This is a genomic window from Yoonia vestfoldensis (genome assembly GCF_002158905.1).
In the GTDB taxonomy this organism is placed as follows: Bacteria; Pseudomonadota; Alphaproteobacteria; order Rhodobacterales; family Rhodobacteraceae; genus Yoonia; species Yoonia vestfoldensis_B.
This window is the reverse complement of record NZ_CP021431.1, coordinates 1,958,522-1,977,344: the sequence shown is the minus strand read 5'-3', so window position 1 is coordinate 1,977,344 and position 18,823 is coordinate 1,958,522. Positions and strand designations below refer to the sequence as shown.

General features: G+C 61.7%; 20 protein-coding genes and 1 pseudogene. 16 read left to right on the top strand and 5 right to left on the bottom strand.

Annotated features, from left to right (window positions below):
- Positions 1-60: 60 nt before the first annotated feature.
- From LOKVESSMR4R_RS09785 to arsJ, 3 genes are read left to right on the top strand one after another with little or no spacing between them, the layout of a single operon-like run.
- Positions 61-888: a helix-turn-helix domain-containing protein gene (locus LOKVESSMR4R_RS09785; RefSeq protein ID WP_087207947.1), complete on the top strand. Its 828-nt coding sequence runs from the start codon at positions 61-63 to the stop codon at positions 886-888.
- 2 nt (positions 889-890) lie between these two features.
- Entirely contained in the window at positions 891-1,889 is a 999-nt protein-coding gene (locus tag LOKVESSMR4R_RS09780; RefSeq protein ID WP_087212975.1) for an ArsJ-associated glyceraldehyde-3-phosphate dehydrogenase, read from the top strand.
- Positions 1,890-1,906: 17 nt separating this feature from the next.
- Entirely contained in the window at positions 1,907-3,127 is a 1,221-nt protein-coding gene (gene arsJ, locus LOKVESSMR4R_RS09775) for an organoarsenical effux MFS transporter ArsJ (RefSeq protein WP_087212971.1), read from the top strand.
- Here arsJ and nikR read toward each other — a convergent pair.
- On the bottom strand, positions 3,121-3,585 hold the full coding sequence (gene nikR / locus LOKVESSMR4R_RS09770) for a nickel-responsive transcriptional regulator NikR (RefSeq protein ID WP_087207945.1): 465 nt from the start codon (positions 3,583-3,585) through the stop codon (positions 3,121-3,123). The two genes, arsJ and nikR, sit on opposite strands and share 7 nt — an antisense overlap.
- A 175-nt stretch (positions 3,586-3,760) precedes the next feature.
- Between nikR and phnC the strand changes: the two genes are divergently transcribed.
- The 5 genes from phnC to LOKVESSMR4R_RS09745 all read left to right on the top strand — a co-directional run bounded on the left by phnC (position 3,761) and on the right by LOKVESSMR4R_RS09745 (position 8,411).
- Positions 3,761-4,579 (top strand): phosphonate ABC transporter ATP-binding protein, encoded by an 819-nt coding sequence (gene phnC / locus LOKVESSMR4R_RS09765; protein WP_087207942.1) that lies wholly within the window; start codon positions 3,761-3,763, stop codon positions 4,577-4,579.
- A 51-nt stretch (positions 4,580-4,630) separates the two neighbouring features.
- The gene (gene phnD / locus LOKVESSMR4R_RS09760) at positions 4,631-5,533 is read left to right on the top strand and encodes a phosphonate ABC transporter substrate-binding protein (RefSeq protein WP_087207940.1); all 903 of its coding nucleotides are present in this window, start codon (positions 4,631-4,633) and stop codon (positions 5,531-5,533) included.
- 66 nt (positions 5,534-5,599) lie between these two features.
- The gene (gene phnE, locus LOKVESSMR4R_RS09755; protein ID WP_087207938.1) at positions 5,600-6,472 is read left to right on the top strand and encodes a phosphonate ABC transporter, permease protein PhnE; all 873 of its coding nucleotides are present in this window, start codon (positions 5,600-5,602) and stop codon (positions 6,470-6,472) included.
- Positions 6,469-7,797, top strand: coding sequence for a phosphonate ABC transporter, permease protein PhnE (gene phnE / locus LOKVESSMR4R_RS09750; protein ID WP_087207936.1), 1,329 nt, complete (start codon positions 6,469-6,471; stop codon positions 7,795-7,797). The genes phnE (LOKVESSMR4R_RS09755) and phnE (LOKVESSMR4R_RS09750) overlap by 4 nt, the downstream gene beginning before the upstream one ends.
- Positions 7,797-8,411: a chloramphenicol acetyltransferase gene (locus LOKVESSMR4R_RS09745; protein WP_087207934.1), complete on the top strand. Its 615-nt coding sequence runs from the start codon at positions 7,797-7,799 to the stop codon at positions 8,409-8,411. The genes phnE (LOKVESSMR4R_RS09750) and LOKVESSMR4R_RS09745 overlap by 1 nt, the downstream gene beginning before the upstream one ends.
- On the opposite strand, the gene LOKVESSMR4R_RS09740 is transcribed toward LOKVESSMR4R_RS09745, so the two are convergent.
- Both LOKVESSMR4R_RS09740 and phnF read right to left on the bottom strand, forming a co-directional pair.
- A complete protein-coding gene (locus LOKVESSMR4R_RS09740; RefSeq protein WP_420645914.1) occupies positions 8,412-9,584 on the bottom strand; it encodes an alpha-D-ribose 1-methylphosphonate 5-triphosphate diphosphatase in 1,173 nt (390 codons plus the stop codon).
- Positions 9,585-9,647: 63 nt separating this feature from the next.
- Complete coding sequence (gene phnF, locus LOKVESSMR4R_RS09735) at positions 9,648-10,370, bottom strand: phosphonate metabolism transcriptional regulator PhnF (RefSeq protein ID WP_087207930.1); 723 nt, start codon at positions 10,368-10,370, stop codon at positions 9,648-9,650.
- A gap of 88 nt (positions 10,371-10,458) precedes the next feature.
- On the opposite strand from phnF, the pseudogene phnG reads away from it, so the two are divergent.
- The 7 genes and pseudogenes from phnG (at position 10,459) to phnN (ending at position 15,374) form a co-directional block, all read left to right on the top strand.
- Positions 10,459-10,913, top strand: a pseudogene (gene phnG / locus LOKVESSMR4R_RS09730) (phosphonate C-P lyase system protein PhnG).
- On the top strand, positions 10,913-11,473 hold the full coding sequence (gene phnH / locus LOKVESSMR4R_RS09725) for a phosphonate C-P lyase system protein PhnH (protein ID WP_087207928.1): 561 nt from the start codon (positions 10,913-10,915) through the stop codon (positions 11,471-11,473). Before phnG ends, phnH begins: the two are co-directional and overlap by 1 nt.
- On the top strand, positions 11,473-12,555 hold the full coding sequence (locus tag LOKVESSMR4R_RS09720) for a carbon-phosphorus lyase complex subunit PhnI (RefSeq protein WP_087207925.1): 1,083 nt from the start codon (positions 11,473-11,475) through the stop codon (positions 12,553-12,555). Before phnH ends, LOKVESSMR4R_RS09720 begins: the two co-directional genes overlap by 1 nt.
- Entirely contained in the window at positions 12,552-13,382 is an 831-nt protein-coding gene (locus LOKVESSMR4R_RS09715) for an alpha-D-ribose 1-methylphosphonate 5-phosphate C-P-lyase PhnJ (protein ID WP_087207923.1), read from the top strand. Before LOKVESSMR4R_RS09720 ends, LOKVESSMR4R_RS09715 begins: the two co-directional genes overlap by 4 nt.
- Positions 13,379-14,149, top strand: a complete 771-nt coding sequence (phnK, locus tag LOKVESSMR4R_RS09710; protein WP_087207921.1) for a phosphonate C-P lyase system protein PhnK — start codon at positions 13,379-13,381, stop codon at positions 14,147-14,149. Before LOKVESSMR4R_RS09715 ends, phnK begins: the two co-directional genes overlap by 4 nt.
- 2 nt (positions 14,150-14,151) lie before the next feature.
- Positions 14,152-14,835, top strand: coding sequence for a phosphonate C-P lyase system protein PhnL (phnL, locus tag LOKVESSMR4R_RS09705; RefSeq protein WP_087207918.1), 684 nt, complete (start codon positions 14,152-14,154; stop codon positions 14,833-14,835).
- The gene (phnN, locus tag LOKVESSMR4R_RS09700) at positions 14,832-15,374 is read left to right on the top strand and encodes a phosphonate metabolism protein/1,5-bisphosphokinase (PRPP-forming) PhnN (protein ID WP_087207916.1); all 543 of its coding nucleotides are present in this window, start codon (positions 14,832-14,834) and stop codon (positions 15,372-15,374) included. The genes phnL and phnN overlap by 4 nt, the downstream gene beginning before the upstream one ends.
- On the opposite strand, the gene LOKVESSMR4R_RS09695 is transcribed toward phnN, so the two are convergent.
- A complete protein-coding gene (locus LOKVESSMR4R_RS09695; protein WP_087207914.1) occupies positions 15,356-16,030 on the bottom strand; it encodes a DUF1045 domain-containing protein in 675 nt (224 codons plus the stop codon). The genes phnN and LOKVESSMR4R_RS09695 overlap by 19 nt on opposite strands.
- A 35-nt stretch (positions 16,031-16,065) precedes the next feature.
- Between LOKVESSMR4R_RS09695 and LOKVESSMR4R_RS09690 the strand changes: the two genes are divergently transcribed.
- On the top strand, positions 16,066-17,211 hold the full coding sequence (locus LOKVESSMR4R_RS09690; RefSeq protein ID WP_087207912.1) for an alpha-D-ribose 1-methylphosphonate 5-triphosphate diphosphatase: 1,146 nt from the start codon (positions 16,066-16,068) through the stop codon (positions 17,209-17,211).
- Positions 17,212-17,547: 336 nt separating this feature from the next.
- Here LOKVESSMR4R_RS09690 and LOKVESSMR4R_RS09685 read toward each other — a convergent pair whose 3' ends face one another.
- On the bottom strand, positions 17,548-18,813 hold the full coding sequence (locus tag LOKVESSMR4R_RS09685) for an MFS transporter (RefSeq protein WP_087207910.1): 1,266 nt from the start codon (positions 18,811-18,813) through the stop codon (positions 17,548-17,550).
- Between the last annotated feature and the right edge of the window lie 10 nt (positions 18,814-18,823).

Genomic DNA, 18,823 nt, shown 5'->3' with positions numbered 1-18,823 from the left:
GTTTTTGTAAAACCGCCGAAACCGGCTTGGCAGGATCATTATTTCATATATTCGTGAAATATGGAAAATGAGATCTGCACCCGCCTGACCACCCTTGGCCACCCCCAGCGGCTGGCCCTGTTCCGCCTGCTGATGCGGCGCTATCCCGACCGTGTGCCTGCGGGCGAATTGGCGCAGGCGCTGGATATCAAGCCATCAACCCTGTCGGCCTATCTGTCGGCGCTGATGCAGGCGGGGCTGGTGACACAGGACCGCATCGCCACATCGCTGCAATATCGCGTCGCGATGGGGGCAGTCAGCCAGACCGTTGACTATCTTTTCAACGATTGCTGTCGGGGCAGGCCAGAGCTTTGCACCCCCGCGCTTTTTGCAAAAAATCCGGTAACATCGCCCAAATATAACGTGCTTTTCATCTGCACCGGGAATTCCGCCCGCTCGATCCTTGCCGAATCCATCCTGCGCAACCACGCAGGTGACCGGTTCAACGCCTATTCGGCCGGCACCTTGCCCCGGTCCGCGCTGCACCCGGTCGCGCGCGACATGTTACGCGCCAAAGGGCATGATATCGCGGCTCTATCCGCCAAGAACGTCACCGTCTTTACCGGTCCCGATGCGCCTGCCTTTGATTTCGTCTTTACCGTCTGCAATCAAGCCGCGAACGAGGATGGCCCCACATGGCAAGGCCAACCCGTCAGCGCCCATTGGGGGATGCCCGATCCGGTCAAAGCCACTGGCACGGATGCCGCGCAAAGCCTGTCTTTCCAGCGGACCTATGACGGGCTTGCCCACCGGATCAGCCTGTTTGCGGCCCTGCCCATCGCCAGCCTTGACCGGGTGGCCCTGCAAAAGGCGGTCGATCAGATCGCGCAATCCCCGTCGGAGATATGATGATGACCACCTATGCGATCAACGGCCTTGGCCGGATTGGCAAGCTCGCCTTGCGGCCGCTGTTGGAAAAGGGCGCGCGGATCGCATGGATCAACGATGCCGTGGGCGATCCGGCGATGCAGGCGCATCTGCTGGAATTCGACACGGTGCATGGCCGCTGGGATGCCGATTTCGCCCATGACGCGGACAGCCTGACGATCAACGGCACGCGGCTGCCCTTTATCGGGACCAAGGATATTGCCGCCCTGCCGCTGGACGGGGTCGATGTGGTGATCGATTGCACCGGCATGTTCAAGACAGCGGCCAAGCTTGCCCCCTATTTCGCAGCGGGGGTGAAAAAGGTCGTGGTCTCTGCGCCGGTCAAGGACGGGCCAACGGCGAATATCGTTTATGGCGTCAATTCTGATACTTACGATCCGGCATTGCACCAGATCATCACGGCGGCATCCTGCACCACCAATTGCCTTGCCCCCGTGGTCAAAGTGCTGCTGGAAGGGATCGGCATCACGCATGGGTCGATCACGACGATCCATAATGTCACCAATACCCAGACCATCGTGGACCGGCCCGCCAAGGATTTGCGCCGCGCGCGGTCCGCGCTGAATGCGCTGATCCCGACGACCACAGGCAGCGCGACCGCGATCACGCTGATCTATCCCGAACTGGCCGGCAGGCTGAACGGCCATGCGGTGCGCGTGCCTTTGCTGAACGGATCACTGACCGATTGCGTGTTCGAAGTGCCGCGCCCGACCTCTGTCGAGGAAATCAACGCCTTGATGAAAGCCGCCGCCGATGGCCCGCTCAAAGGCATCCTGGGCTATGAAGACCGGCCCCTGGTATCGGCCGATTACACCAATGACAGGCGGTCGGGGATTGTCGATGCGCCGTCCACCATGGTGGTGAACGGCACGCAGGTAAAGCTATACGTCTGGTATGACAATGAAATGGGCTATGCGCATCGGTTGGTTGATGTGGCCTTGATGGTGGGTGCCGCGCTGTGACCGCGCGCGCGGCGGGGATGAACGCCTATATCGCTGTCACCGCGTCTTATTGGGCCTTCATGCTGACCGATGGCGCGCTGCGGATGCTGGTGCTGCTGCATTTTCACACGTTGGGCTTTTCGCCGGTGCAGCTGGCCTATCTGTTTGTCCTTTATGAGATCGCGGGCATCGTCACCAACCTGTCGGCAGGCTGGATCGCGGCGCGGTTCGGGCTGACATCGACGCTCTATGCAGGATTGGGGTTACAGGTCGCAGCTTTGCTGGCGCTGGCGCAGCTTGATCCCAGCTGGGCCATCGGCGCATCGGTCATCTTTGTGATGCTGGTGCAAGGGGCCAGCGGTGTGGCCAAGGATCTGGCCAAGATGGCATCCAAATCCGCCGTCAAGATCCTGGCCCCCGAGGGTGGTCTGTTCCGCTGGGTCGCTTTGCTGACCGGATCAAAGAATGCGGTCAAGGGTCTGGGCTTTCTGCTGGGGGCGGCATTGCTGGCGCTGCTGGGGTTCACAAGCGCGGTGCTGGTGATGGCGGCATTGCTGGGGGTGATCCTTTGCGCGGTGCTGGCCTTCATGCCTGCGGGCCTGCCCAAAGGGCGCAAGGGGGCCAAATTCTCGGACGTTTTTTCCAAATCCCATAACGTCAACTGGCTCAGCGCGGCGCGCGTGTTCCTGTTCGGCGCGCGCGATATCTGGTTTGTCGTGGGCATCCCGATCTATTTCTATGCGGTGTTGTCGGATGGCAGTGTCGCGGGTAACCGGACCGCGTTTTTCATGATCGGCAGTTTCATGGCGGTCTGGATCATCCTGTATGGCGCGGTGCAGGCGGCGGCACCCAAGCTGCTGCGCGCGGATAGGCGGCCCGCTTCGGACCTGATCGGGGCGGCGCGGCGCTGGGCCTGGGGGCTGGCAGCGGTGCCTGCGATCCTGACCATGGCGGCGCTGCTGGCAGAGGGGCCGCAGGGCTGGCTGACGGTGACGCTGGTGCTGGGGCTCTTGATCTTTGGCGCGATCTTTGCGGTCAATTCCGCGCTGCATTCCTATCTGATCCTGTCCTTTACCAAGACCGAACGGGTCACGATGGATGTGGGCTTCTATTACATGGCCAATGCCGCAGGGCGGTTGATCGGCACTTTGCTGTCAGGGCTGACCTATCAGGCGGGCGGTCTGGCGCTGATGCTGGGCATGGCTGCGGTGATGGTGGCGCTGTCGGCGCTGGCGGCAGGCAGGCTGGATCGTCACTGAAACCGGTTGACCACCTTGGCATGGCGATGTGGCGCGCCATTGCCATGGGCGTGGCTGTGATCCTCGACCACCACCGGCACCAGCGCCAACCGCCCGTGGCGCACGCCGCGTTCCAGAAACAAGGCATTGGCGATGGCTGTGACCTCGGCCACTGACCCTTTCAGCACCGCAACCTCGAGCGAGGTGGAATGATCCACCGGCACCGACAGGGCGGCGGCGAAACGGTCGTGATGATCCTGCCGGACCTGCGGCACTTTGCGCCCCAGATCGCGGATATCGGGTTCGATCGTATAGCTGGCAATGCCAAGGCAGGTCGCGTCATCGGGGGCCTCTGGCGACAGGCTGCGCGCGACTAGATCGCGGATCGCCTCTGAACGGTTGGTCGCACCCGACGCATCCATATGCGCATCAAGCGCCGCCAAAAGATCATCATCCAGGGTCATCGTGATACGTTTCATCGGGTCTTACCTGCGGTTGCCTGCCCCAACATCGGGCAAAGCCGCGCCCGGGGCAACGGTCTTTGCGACAGCAGCGCGGGGCTGTCTTGGCGCGCGCGTTACATAAACTTCGTGAAAGCGACACAAATGTGAATCCCAGCAGCACTATCCCACCGCCAGACAACAGGGGTTGGACATGCTGAAATTTGACAAAGTGACAAAGACTTTCGGTGCGAACACGGCTGTCAGCGCGGCCAGTTTCACCGTGGACAAGCCGATGATGATCGGCATCATCGGGCGGTCCGGCGCGGGTAAATCGACGCTGTTGCGCATCCTCAACCGGCTGTCGGATGCGACATCGGGGCAGATCACCTTTGACGGGCTGGATGTGACCGCCCTGCGCGGCGCGGCCAAACGCAGCTGGCAATCGCAATGCGCGATGATTTTCCAGCAGTTCAATCTGGTGCCGCGCATGGATGTCGTGTCCAACGTGCTGCATGGCACGCTGAACCGGCAGTCCACGCTGGCCACGATGTTCAACCTTTATCCAACCCCCGATATCCATAAGGCGATTGATATCCTTGACCGTCTTGGCATGGCCGCCCATGCGCCCAAACGGGCCGAGGCTTTGTCGGGTGGCCAACAGCAGCGCGTCGCCATTGCCCGCGCGCTGATGCAGGACCCGCGGATCATTCTGGCGGATGAACCGATCGCGTCGCTGGACCCGATGAATGCGCAGGTCGTGATGCAGGCCCTGCGCGACATTCACGAAGAAGACGGGCGCATGGTCATCGCCAACCTGCATACGCTGGATACCGCGCGGCGTTACTGCGACCGCGTGATCGGGATGCGCGACGGGCGGATCGTCTTTGACGGCACGCCCGAGCAGCTGACCACCGGCGTGGCCCGCGACATTTACGGGGCCGATGACAGCTTTTCCGAAAGCATGACCTCGACCCAGATCGAACAAAGCGCTGCGGCTGCGGCCTTGATGGAAAAAGCCGCCGCTCTGTGACCTTTCCCCCCGTGCCCCGCCACGGGGCGCATCCAACCAAGAGAGACTGATATGAAAAAGTTGATTGCAACTGCCTTGATGACGACTGCCCTGACAGCCCCTGCCTTTGCGCAGGATACGATCAGCGAATTCCGCATCGGCCTGCTGGGCGGCGAAAACGCACAGGACCGTCTGGCATCCAACGAATGTTTCCGCGCCTATGCCGAAGAAGCGCTGGGCGTGCCGACCCGCCTGTTCACCGCCGCTGATTACAACGGCGTCATCCAGGGCCTGATCGGTGGCACGCTGGACATGGCCTGGCTGGGCGCATCTGCCTATGCCGCCGTCTATGTCGAAGACCCCGATGCGGTCGAACCCGTGCTGGTGAAGACCAACCTTGACGGGTCTTTCACCTATCATTCCATCGGTTTTGCCCGCGCTGACAGCGGCATCACCTCGCTGGATGATATGGAAGGTCAGGTCTTTGGTTTCGGTGATCCGAATTCGACCTCTGGCTATCTGATCCCGCTGGTGGAAATTCCCGCCGCCGGTTACCCGATGGAGCCGGGTGAATTCTTCTCTGACGTGGTGTTCACGGGTGGCCATGAACAGACCATCGTCGCTGTCGCCAATGGCGATATCGCGGGCGGCGTGACCTGGGCTGACGGTCTGGGTGACTGGGAAGACGGCTATAATTCGGGTGCTTTGCGCCGTGCATCCGATGCCGGTCTGGTCGATATGAACGATCTGGTCGAAATCTGGAAATCCAAACCGATCCCCGAAGGCCCGATTGTCCTGCGCAGCGCGCTGCCTGAGGATGTCAAACAGACGATGTTTGAGCTGACCGCCAATCTGCATGCCAATGACGAGGCCTGCGCTTATGGTGTGGCCGCTGGCGAAACCGCCGGTTTCACCCCCATCGGCCATGAGGCCTATGAGACCATCATCGCGGTTCGTCGCAGCCAGATGAACTAAGACCAAAGCTATCAAAAGCGGGTCCGGCAGCAGCCGGGCCCGCCTTTTTTATGACAAGGCAGAAACATGGCAGAACTTTCCGCATCCACTTCTTTGGGCACGCAGTCGATGCGTGACAATTACATGGCGATGACGCGCCGCAGACGCGCCTATGGCGGGATTATTCTGGCGATCTTTATTGTCTTGATGGTCACGGGCTTTCAGACCGTGGATGCGCGCAGCGCTGGCGGTTTCTGGGAAGGGCTGCCGCGCGTTTTCGACTTTCCCATCGGCGTGATCTCGGAAGCCTGGGACCGGATCGACCGGATGCCTGCCAATCTGGCCACCTATTTCCCCGCGCTGATCGAGACGATCAATATCGCGGCTGTGTCGACGCTGGTCGGGGCCTTGCTGGGGCTGGTGCTGTCGCTGCTGTCGACGCGTGGCCTTGCAAAATGGCCCCGGCTGATCCCGCTGTTCCGCCGGATCATGGATATCATGCGCGCGCTGCCTGAAATCGTGATCGCGCTGGTGCTGATCTTCATTCTTGGCGGCGGGCCGATCCCCGCGATGATCGCGATTGCCTTTCACACCGCAGGCGCGCTGGGCAAGCTGTTTTCCGAAGTCGCCGAAAATGCCGATCTCAAACCGGTCGAGGGGCTGGCCTCGGTCGGGGCGAACTGGTCACAGCGGATGCTGCTGGGCGTGATCCCGCAGGTGGCGCCCAATTACCTCAGCTACACATTGATGCGGTTTGAAATCAACATCCGCGCCTCGGCCATCCTTGGCTTTGTCGGGGCGGGCGGTATCGGCTACGAGCTGCGCAATGCGATGACATTCGGCATGGGCCGGTTCGACCTGGCGGCGGCGATTTTCGTGCTGCTGTTCCTGACGATCGTGTTTTTCGACCAGATTTCCAGCCATTACCGTAACCGATTGGTCAAGGGGTATCAGGCATGACGATGCTATCCACCAATGGCGATCTGCGCGCGCAGACCGCCGATCTGTTCGCCCGCAAGAAACGTGTGGCCCTTGCCGTGCCGGCCGTGATCTTTGCCTATTTCGTCTATGTCTTCATCGCCTTCGACGTGGCGGGTCTGGCCGATCGCGCGCGGATGGACAATGCCCGCACGCTGGTGGCCGATGCCTATAGCTACAAGACCCATGTCGTGCGCGACAACCGCGATGCGGAATTGTCCTTTGCCATCGAAGGATCGCGGGCTGGCACCTATCCGGCAGGGGAATATCCCGATTGGGTCAGCGTCGATGGCACCAATATGGTGGTGGACCTCGGCGGCGGGAACCTTGTGCGCTATCTTGATGATACGCGGGTCACCTTTGAAAGCCCCGATTTCGACACGATCACCTTGCAGCTGGTGGATGGCGTGGTGGTGACAAACCTGCCCGATCCGGCCCCTGACTGGGTCAATGCCTCTGACACCCGCGTGTCGATCACCACCGATGCGGGGCGGCTGACCTATACAAGATCCAAGGCCGAGGTGTTCCGCTATTCCACCGGATGGGAGCTGTTCTTTTTCACGCTGACCAGCCCGTATCACGGCGCAGGGCTGGGTGATATCCTGTTCGGCGATCAGATCGACCCCGCGCGCAGCAATATCGCGGGCGCATGGCAGGATTTCTGGAATAACACGCTCTGGCGGCACACGGATGTGATCTGGGCTTTGGGCGAAACCGTGCTGATGGCTTTCCTTGGCACCTTTGGCGCGGCGATCATCGCTTTGCCGCTGGCCTTTCTGGCGGCCAAGAACTTTGCGCCGGTCGTGGCGCTGCGCTTTGCGGTGCGCCGGGTGTTCGATTTCGTGCGCGGGGTGGACGGGCTGATCTGGACCATCATCCTCAGCCGCGCCTTTGGGCCCGGCCCTTTGACCGGGGCGCTGGCGATCCTTGTCACGGATACCGGCAGTTTCGGCAAAAGCTTTTCCGAAGCCTTGGAAAACGTCGATGAAAAGCAGATCGAAGGCGTGCAATCCACCGGCGCAAAACCTGTGCAACGCTATCGTTTCGGGGTGATCCCGCAGGTGACGCCGATCCTGTTATCGCAGATCCTTTACTATTTTGAATCCAACACCCGCAGCGCCACGATCATCGGCGCGATCACCGGCGGCGGGATCGGGTTGTTCTTGACACAGGCGATGCAGACCCAGAACGATTGGGAAAAGGTGACCTATTACATCATCCTGATCGTGATCATGGTGATGGTGATGGATACCGTTTCAGGCTGGCTGCGGCGCAAGCTGATCAAAGGCGATGAAGGCGGACATTGATGGCAAGATTGACAGCGGATGCGCCCTTCATCCATGCGGATTGCAGCATCAATGATGCCAGTTTCGGCGCCTATGTCGAGATCGGGCAGGGTAGCCGCATCGCCCATAGCAGTATCGGCGATTACAGCTATTGCGACCGCTTTGCCGACATTGCCAATACCACCTTGGGCAAATTCGCCAATATCGCGGCCTTTGTGCGGATCGGCGCCACCGACCACCCGATGGACAAGGCCAGCCTGCATCACTTTCACTATCGGTCCGCGTCTTACTTTGACGATGCGGCTGATGATGCCGATTGGTTCGCCCATAGGCGCAGCCGCCGCACAATGATCGGCCATGACACCTGGATCGGCCATGGCGCGCAGATCCGGCCCGAGGTGACGATCGGCCATGGCGCGGTTGTCGCGAGCGGGGCCATCGTGACCAAGGATGTGGCCCCTTACATGATCGTTGCGGGCATCCCTGCGACACCATTGCGCGCGCGGTTCAGCGATGCCATCGCCGACCGGATGATGGCGCTGGCCTGGTGGGACTGGCCGCATGACCGGCTGCGCGCGGCTTTGGATGATTTCCGCCAGCTGCGCGCCGAAGAGTTCCTCGACCGTTACGAATGATCACTCGGCCGCATGGGCCATACGCGCGGGTGCGCTGCTGATCCGGTCGGCCAGATCCCCGCAGAGATGCGACCAGCGGCCTGCGGCCAGCGTGCCTTCGATCATGCGGGTCTGGGCGTTGCAGATCACCAGATCGGCGCGTTTGCCGGGGGCGATCACGCCGCGATCCTCCAGCCCCATGATGCGGGCGGGATTGGTCGAGATCATCTCCCATGCGCGGCCCAGGGGCAGGATATCGCTATCGGCCAGCGTAAAGGCCGCATTGGCCAGTGACGGGTAATGGTAATCCGACACCAGCGCATCACAAAGCCCCGCGCGGATCAGGTCGGTCGCGGCGATATTGCCCGATTGCGACCCGCCGCGCACGACATTGGGCGCGCCCATCAGCACCGGATCGCCATTGGCCTTGGCCACGCTGGCAGGCGCATGGCGGGTCGGGAATTCGCAGATTTTCGCGCCGATCATGCCGTAATAATCGCGCGTTGCGGCATCATGGTCATCATGGCTGCCGTATTTGACGCCGCATTCGTCAAAGGCTGCCGCCAGCGTGCAAAGGTAGCGTGGCACCCGGGCCGACAGCGCCTTGGTGTCCTGCAACAGCCGGATGAACCCCGCCAGATCACGCCCGCCGCGTTTGGCCCAGACCGACAGCGCCTCGGGGTCGGTCTTGATCATGTCCAAAGCTTCGCCCAGATGATCGTTGAAGATGACGTAATCGATTCCATAGGCGCGCAGCGCGGCGATCAGCTGGTCGGCGGTATCCACGGTATAGGTTTCACAGCGCAGCTGGATGCGCAGATCGGTCAGCGCGCGGGGCTTGTAAGCCGCCAGATCGCGCATGAATTGCACCGCGAAATCGGGACTGCGCGCGCCGCCTTCCCAGCCCCAGCTTTGCGCCATCCAGGCCGTTGTCACACCGCTGGATGCCGCATCACGATCCACCGATTGCAGGCCGATCTGGGCCGGAAATGGGGCCGAGGGGCGCGGGGCCAGATGCCGTTCAAACGCATCGCCATGCAGATCAATGATGCCGGGCAGCACCAGATAGCCCGACAGGTCGATCTGCCGGTCAGGGGCGGCGGCGGGCTGCGCCAGCAGCGGCCCGTCGACCCAGAGATCGTCTTGGCCAAAGCCGCCGTCGGAAAGAACCTGCGCCCCGGTCAGGCGCATCATATGCATGGGTGCCATTTTACTGCTCAAGCTGAAATCTTTTGTCGCTGATAGCGTCCGAGTATGTCACCCTTGTGACGTTTCATGATCCGATAAGGTCAGCGTGACCCGGTCGCCTGCGAACCATGTCAGCCCGGCCTCGATTGGGGTGCCCGTGGCGTCGATATTGATGCTGCTGGTGCGCAGGATCGGCGCGCCTTCGCTGATTTGCAGATGCAGCGCCTGGGTCGCGCTGGCCAGTTTGGCGGTGATCCGCGTGCTGGCGCGGGTGTAATCGCTGATGCCACAGGCGCGCAGGGCGGCGGTGACAGAGGGATCAGCGCGCAGATGGGTCAGAAGGTCGGGAAACCGCGCCGCCGCAAAGACCGAGCGGAACAGCGCGATCACCTGACCATCGGCCAGCGACAGGCCTTCATAGACATGCACAGGCCCATCCGCGATGCCAAGGGCCGCGCATTCGGCAGGGCTGGGCGCGCGGGTATCCAGCGCCAGCACCTGTTTGGTGGGGCTGCGCCCTGCGGCGCGCAGGTTCTGGTGGAATCGCACACGCGGCCCGATCGGGTAATCGGTGGGGGTGGCTGTGACAAAGACACCGGCACCGCGCCTTGGGCGCACCAAGGCTTCGGCAGCCAGCCCCGCCAGCGCTTGGCGCACCGTGTGGCGGTTCACGCCGAAACGCGTGGCAAGGGCGGCTTCGGTCGGCAGTTTGTCACCGGGGCGGTGGATGCCATCGGCGATCTCGTCGCGCAGGCTGGTGGCGATGGCTTTCCAGATCGGGGTGCGTGTCATGGAAGTTTCACATTTGCAGGGATTGGCAGGCGGGGGTGGTTCGGCTATCATTTGTCTAGTTGTATAGTAACCGACCGCAGGTGTCTAGATGCAGATGACAGACGATTCCGAAACAGCCCGCAAAGACAGGCTGAGCCTGCTGGCCAAGGCCCCCCCGGGGAGCTGGCCAAGCTTTGGGCGGCGGCGGGTCTTGATCCCGCCTATCGCGTGCTGCGCGCGCCTGAAATCGGGGCCGTCATGCTGCGCGGACGTGCGGGGGCGGTGGGTGCCGCCTTCAATCTGGGCGAAATGTCGGTGACCCGCGCATCCATCCGGCTGGCCGATGGCCCTGTCGGGCATGGCTATGTGCAGGGCCGCGACCGGACCCATGCGCTGCAGACAGCGCTGATCGATGCGCTGATGCAGACGGATGCGGCGGGGCAGGTGGATCGCGCCATACTGTCCCCTTTGCGTGACGCTGCCGCCGCGCGCAAAGCCACCCGCGCCGCCAAGGCCGCCGCCACCAAGGTCGATTTCTTTACCATGGCCAGAGGAGAGGATTGATGCAGAGCCAAGTGCTTGACGGTGGCTTCGCCACAGCGCCGCTGGATGCGGCCCATGCCTTTCGCGCGATCATGACCGCGATGGCGCAGCCTGGCATGATCATGTCGGTGACGGGTGCTGTGCCGCCTGCGCCAACCTCCGTCGCGGCCGGTGTCGCCTTGCTGACGCTGTGTGACCCTGAAACGCCGCTTTTTCTGGGGGGCGGGCATGACACGCAAGCTTTGCGCGACTGGATCACCTTTCACTGTGGCGCGGCATGCGTGGCGGCGGATAAGGCGCAATTCGCCTATGGCACATGGGATGCCTTGCCGCTGGATGCCTTTGCGCTGGGCACATCGGAATATCCCGACAGATCCGCCACCTTGATCATTGAACTGCCAGAACTGACCAATTCAGGTGCTGTTTTGCGCGGGCCGGGGATCAAGGATCAGGCGCATCTGTCCTTGCCCGATATCGCCCCGTTCCAGCGCAATGCGGCACTGTTTCCGCGCGGGCTGGATTTCATCTTTACCTGCGGCGACCGGCTGGCCGCCTTGCCGCGCAGCACGAGGATCGGCTGATGTATGTTGCCGTCAAAGGTGGCGAACGCGCCATCGACAATGCCCATGCCTGGCTGGCCGAGGAACGGCGCGGCGATCCGGCGGTGCCGGACCTGTCGGTCGCGCAAATCCGCGAACAGATGGCGCTGGCCGTCAACCGCGTCATGGCCGAAGGCTCGCTTTATGACCCCGATCTGGCCGCTTTGGCGATCAAACAGGCGCGCGGTGATCTGATCGAGGCGATTTTCCTGATCCGCGCCTATCGCACCACGTTGCCGCGTTTTGGCGCATCGCACCCTGTCGATACCGGGGCGATGGCCTGCGACCGGCGCGTCTCGGCCACGTTCAAGGATGCGCCGGGCGGGCAGGTGCTTGGGCCGACCTTTGATTACACGCACCGTTTGCTGGATTTCAAACTTGCCGCTGATGGCGAAGCGGGGCAGGTGGCCGAAGCCGCCCCGCTGCAAGGCCCGACCCCGCATATCATGGGGTTTCTGGACCGCGAGGATCTGATCCAGCCCGAACCTGCGGGCGCGGCGATACCCCCCGATCTGACCCGCGAACCGCTGGAATTGCCCGCCAACCGCGCGCTGCGCCTGCAAGCGCTGACCCGCGCGGATGAAGGCTTTACCCTTGGCATGGCCTATTCCACGCAGCGCGGTTACGCGCGCAACCACGCCTTTGTTGCGGAATTGCGGATCGGCAGTGTCGCGGTGGAAATGGATATCCCCGAACTGGGGTTCAGCATCGAGATCGGCGAGATCACCCTGACCGAATGCGAAACCGTCAACCAGTTTCAAGGCTCCAAAACCCAGCCGCCGCAATTCACGCGGGGTTATGGTCTGGTGTTCGGCATGAGTGAACGCAAGGCGATTTCCATGGCGCTGGTCGACCGCGCCCTGCGCTGGGAAGAACTGGGCGAGGATAACCTTGGCGCGCCTGCGCAGGACGCGGAATTCGTGCTGTATCACTGCGACAATATTCAGGCGACGGGCTTTTTGGAACATATCAAGCTGCCGCATTACGTCGATTTCCAGTCCGAACTGGAATTGATCCGCAAATTGCGCCGTGAGGCGGCACCATTGCAGGAGGCTGCGGAATGAAAGAGTATAATTTCGCCTATCTGGATGAACAGACCAAGCGGATGATCCGCCGTGCGATCCTGAAAGGTCTGGCCATCCCCGGCTATCAGGTGCCTTTCGCCAGCCGCGAAATGCCGATGCCTTATGGCTGGGGCACCGGCGGTGTGCAGGTGTCAGCCGCCGTGTTGACGCCGGATGATACGCTCAAGGTGATCGACCAGGGTGCCGATGACACCACCAATGCCGTGTCGATCCGCCGGTTTTTCCAGCGCACCGCCGGTGTCGCCGTGACCGAAAAAACGGGTGAAGCCAGCGTGATCCAGACCCGCCACCGGATTCCCGAACAGGCTTTGCGCGAGGGGCAGATCATCGTCTATCAGGTGCCGATCCCCGAACCTTTGCGCTTTCTGGAACCTTCCGAGGTGGAAACCCGCAAGATGCATGCTTTGGAAGATTACGGGCTGATGCATGTAAAGCTTTACGAGGATATCAGCCAGCACGGGGCCATCGCCACCGCCTATGCCTATCCGGTCAAGGTCGAGGGGCGCTATGTCATGGACCCGTCCCCGATCCCGAAATTCGACAATCCCAAATTGGACATGGCCGCGATCCAGCTGTTCGGCGCGGGCCGCGAACAGCGCATCTATGCGCTGCCACCCCATACGAAAGTCGTCAGTCTGGATTTCGACGATTACCCGTTCCTGCCCAGCAAGGCCGATCATGCCTGCGCGCTGTGCGGATCGACCACCAGCTATCTGGATGAATTGATCACCGATGATGCGGGCGGGCGGATGTTCATCTGTTCGGACACCGATTATTGCGCAACCCGTGTGGAGAATGCCGGATGACCCCCCTGTTGCAGGTTGAAAACCTGGCCAAATATTACGGCGCGCGCATCGGCTGCGCGGATGTCAGCTTTGACCTTTACCCCGGCGAGGTCATGGGCATCGTCGGCGAAAGCGGGTCAGGCAAATCCACCTTGCTGAATTGTCTGGCAGGGCATCTGAAACCCGATCATGGGGCGGTGCGTTTTGCCACCCGCAGCGACGGGTTGCGCGATACCGTCACCATGTCCGAACCGGAACGCCGGATGCTGGGGCGCACCGATTGGGCCTTTGTCCATCAACACGCGCGCGACGGTTTGCGCATGAATGTCAGCGCGGGCGGCAATGTCGGCGAACGCCTGATGGCCGTGAATGCGCGGCATTACGGCGATATTCGCGCACAGGCTATCGATTGGCTGGGCCGGGTCGAGATTACCGAGGACCGGATCGACGACCGCCCCACGGCCTTTTCCGGCGGCATGCAGCAACGCCTTCAGATCGCGCGCAATCTGGTCACGGGGCCGCGTCTGGTGTTCATGGATGAACCGACAGGGGGGCTTGATGTGTCCGTGCAGGCGCGGTTGCTGGACCTGTTGCGCGGGTTGGTGCGCGATATGGGGTTAAGTGCCATCATCGTCACCCATGATCTGGCCGTCGTACGGTTGTTGGCCGACCGGCTGATGGTGATGAAGGATGGCCATGTCGTGGAAACCGGCCTGACCGATCAGGTGCTGGATGATCCGCAGCATGGCTATACCCAGCTTCTTGTGTCTTCTGTCTTGCAGGTGTGAAAATGATCAATGTCGAAAACGTGTCGAAAAGTTTTACCCTGCACAATCAGGGCAGCACCGAGATCCCCGTGATGGCGGGGGCCAGCCTGCAGGTGGCTGCGGGCGAATGTGTCGCCTTGGTCGGGGCCTCGGGGGCGGGGAAATCCACGCTGATGCGGATGATCTATGGCAATTACCTGACCGCCGCGGGGCGGATCATGGTGGGCGAGGTCGATGTGGCAAGCGCTGTGCCGCGTGACATCATCGCGCTGCGCCGCCGGACATTGGGCTATGTCAGCCAGTTCCTGCGGGTGGTCCCGCGCGTGCCGACGATTGATGTGGTGGCTGAACCCTTGCTGCTGACGGGCACCGCGCCTGACGAGGCGCGCGCGCAGGCCGCAGCCCTGCTGGCACGGCTGAACATCCCCGAACGGCTCTGGGCGCTTAGCCCCACGACCTTTTCGGGGGGCGAACAGCAGCGGGTGAATATCGCGCGCGGCTTTGCGTTCCCCTATCCCGCTTTGTTGCTGGATGAACCGACCGCCAGCCTTGACCCTGTCAACCGCGCCACCGTGCTGGCCATGGTGCAAGAGGCCAAGGCGCGCGGGGCCGCGATCATCGGGATTTTCCATGACCATGCCGCGCGCGAGGCTTTATGCGACCGGCAGGTGGATGTGACCCGCTTTACCCCCGGCCTTGCGGCATGACAGGCCGGTTCATCGCCATTGTCGGGGCGTCCGGTGTCGGCAAGGATTCGGTGATGGCAGCGCTTGGGGCGCGTGACGCGCGGCTGTCTTTGGTGCGCCGGGTGATCACCCGCCCCAGCACGGCGGGGGGCGAGGATTTTGACGGCGTGGATGATGCGGCCTTTGATGCGATGGCGGCCCAAGGCGGCTTTGCGCTGCATTGGGGCGCGCATGGCTTGCGCTATGGCATCCCCGCGACGGTCCGCGCCGATCTGGCGGCAGGGCGGGATATGCTGGCGAACCTGTCGCGCGGGGCCTTGCCGGCGGCCAAGGCGCAATTCGATCCTTTCGTGACCATCCATCTGACCGCGCGCCGCGATGTGCTGGCGCAGCGCCTTGCCGCGCGCGGGCGCGAAACCACACAGGATATCGCGCGCCGGTTGGCGCGTGCCGATTATGCGCTGCCTGTGGGGATCACGGCCCAGACCATCGACAATAGCGGTGATCTGGACAGCTGCGTCAAGGCGGTCTTGCGCCTGCTTTACCCGGTCAAGGCATAGCGGTGGATCTGGTGAAACATCCCCGCCACATCCTGCCCCATCAACGTGACCGCATCGATGATGCAAGGCGCTGCAATCAGCGGCGCGACCATGGGCTGCAAGGCGGTCAGGATCTGGGCCGCCTGCGCCGCTTGCAATGGCCCGCTCAGCGTCAGATGCAGATGGAAATCTTCGAAAACATAGGGATAGCCCCAGTCCAGCATCTGCCGGTCCTGCCGCAGGGTCAGCGGCGCTTTGCGGCGGCGGGCAATATCAGCCGCGGTCAAGGGCGCGCGGTGCGGGTCAAGTTCCGTCACGATGGCGCGTTCCAGATCCTGCAGGGCAGGGGGGGCGGCGACGGGGCGCAAAGCGACAAAGCCGTGATCCTGCCCCAAGGCCAGAGGCCCGATATCAACCGCCCGATGCCGCGCCGCGAAATCCGCCACAGCCTGTTGCAGCGTGGCAGGGCCGCTGTCGGCGGACAGGCGGAACGGTGCTTTCATCGTGGCATGCAGCCCGTATTTGCGCGGTGTCGCCGTCACCTTTGCCACATCGATCCCCGCGATCTGGGGATGCGGCACGGCGCAGCCCGCAGCGGAATCCCAGCCCAGCCAAGCCGCGCCGAAATCGGCCAGCGGGCCGGTGGGCGTGTAGAATATCGCAAATCTTTCGAACATGGCCAAACTCTTAGCAAAAGTATCGTGACACTGACATGACAAACCAGACTATTCTTGCCAACGCCCGCCTGATCCTTGCGGGCGAAGTGATCAGGGGTGCATTGACCATCAAGGACGGTCTGATCGCCGATATCGCCCAAGGTGCTGCTGTGCCGAACGGTGCCGTCGATCTGGGCGGCGATTACCTGGCCCCCGGTCTGGTGGAATTGCATACCGACAATCTGGAACGGCATCTGTCGCCGCGTCCCAAGGTGGATTGGCCCTACCGCGCGGCGATCATGGCGCATGACCGCGAATTGGCGGGCTGTGGGATCACGACCGTTTATGATGCGATCAGGGTCGGCTCGATCCTGTCGGGCGGCGGCAAGCGCTATGGCAAATATGCGCGGCTGATGGCGGATGAAATTCTGGCCATGCGCGCGGCGGGCCATCTGCGGATCAGCCATCATTTGCATCTGCGCGCCGAGATCTGTTCCGAGACTTTGGCCGCCGAGCTGGCCGAATTTTCCCAAGACGACCGGATCGGGATCGTCTCGATGATGGATCACACGCCCGGCCAGCGGCAGTTTTCCGATATTGCCAAATTCGAAACCTATGTGCGCGGCAAGCATAATTTCAGCGCCGAGGATTTCCGCGGCTATGTCGATTTTCTTTCTGCGCTCCAGGCGGAATACGGCACCGCGCATGAGGCGGCGACAGTGGCCGCAGCCAGCCGTCTTGGCGCGGTGCTGGCCAGCCATGACGACACGACAGCCGACCAGGTCGCGACCAGCCATGCCCATGGCGTCAGCCTGGCGGAATTTCCGACCAGTGTTGCGGCGGCAGATGCCTGCCATAGCCGGGGCATTGCCACGATCATGGGCGCGCCAAACCTGATCCGGGGCGGGTCGCATTCGGGCAATGTGGCGGCTGCCGATTTTGCCGCGCGCGACCGGTTGGATATCCTGTCCTCGGATTATGTCCCGGCCTCGCTGCTGCTGGCCGCGGTGCGGCTGGGGCTGATCTGGGACGATCTGGCGCGCGGGATCGGCACGGTCACAAAGACGCCAGCGCGCGCTGTCGGTCTGACAGACCGCGGCACGATCCACAGCGGCCAACGCGCCGATCTGGTTGTTTTCAGCCTGCTTGGCGATACCGCGATGGTGCAACAGACCTATAGCGCGGGACGGCGGGTGTTCTAGGACGACCGCCGCCGCGAAAGGCGCAGCGCGTCAGGCGCAAGATGACTGACAGGTCATCTTATGCCCAGACAGCGTTTATTGCAGATCAGCAGTGATCAGCTGTTCGCCTCGGTATGTTGGTTCGCTTGTTGGCTTAGGCCCAAGTAACGCCGGTCCAAACATGTCGGTTATGGTTTGCCGGCTTTGAGCTTGCAGCATCGCACTCTTGGTATCAGACAACAGCAGCCGTGCAGCATATCTGTTTTGGGATACCTGTTTCGCGCGGTGTCTTTGCACAGGATGTGAAAGAAAGTGCGCGGCATTTCCAAAGACATTGGCCGGCACGACAATAGGCGATCATAGGTTGGGCCGGATAATCACAAGCCCTATGGCCGCAAGGCAAGCCAAAGCTGCGAGCGCGAATGCAATCCCGGTGGCAGCCAAGCCGACAAGATCTGCACTCACTCCGAACGCAACAGTGCCTATGGCGGGGCCGGCACGAAACACTATCCCGTAAACGCTGAGTACGCGGCCAAGACGGTTACGCGGCGTATTCAGCTGCACGAATGACATTGCGACAATGTTGGAAAAGGTCATCGTTGCGCCATGGATGACGAGGATGACAAGGACGACCGAAAACGAAGATGACATCGAGAAGGCAAGAAGGGTCAAAGCAAAAACTGCAGTGCCGATAACCAGCTGATGCATAGAGCTGCGTTGCGTGCCGACTGATGGAAACATCAACGCGCCTAATATGGCACCGATACCTAGCGCCGCGTTCAGCATTCCCAGACCTGTGACCCCCATCCCAAAAACGATCTCTCCGAAAGCTGGGAAAAGCTCTGACGCCGGTCTTAGAAGCAAACCTTGCACAAGTTGGGTCAAGATGACTGCAAAGATCAGCGGTATCGATATCAGGCCAAGAATGACCTTTCTGGTCGGCACGACTTCGATAGTGGCCATGGATGCGATGTCAAGCGCCCCAGAGGCTTGGTCCGCGTTATGCGGTGTGCGACGCAATCGATAGAGACAAAGTAGAAAACACGCATAAAGCAGCACGGAAATAAACAATACCGCCGCAACCGATCCAACGACCATGATCGCCGCTGCGATTGCTGGACCCAGAAAGCGCGAAAGATTGAAGCCGGTCGAGTTCACGGCAATGGCTGCAGGCAGCATGCTTGCTGGTGCCAGATGTGACGCCATCGCCAGCCGCGCTGGCAGGACAAGGCCAGTCATCGCGCCAATCACAAGCATATGTGCCAAAATCAACCAAGGTGTCAGCAGGTCCAGGGCTTCGCAAACGGCCAATGACAGCGAGACGAATGCCACGACAACAGTCCCGCCGAGCATAACCCTGACCGAGGAACTTTTGTCGACAAGTACACCACCCCAGATCCCTGTCAGAATGGACGGAAACAACTCTGCGAAAGCCACCAAGCCCAGCCAAGACGTTGACCCGGTCATTTCCCAAGTGATCCAGCCGATCGCGAGGCGTTGCATCCAAAAGCCGATTGTGGATGCAAAATGACCAAATTGATAAATTGCAAAGACCCGCAGTGAAAAGATCTCTTTCACGGCATTATAGCGGAAACGCGCACCGCTGGTAATCACTGCCCGCATCGCGTTTTTC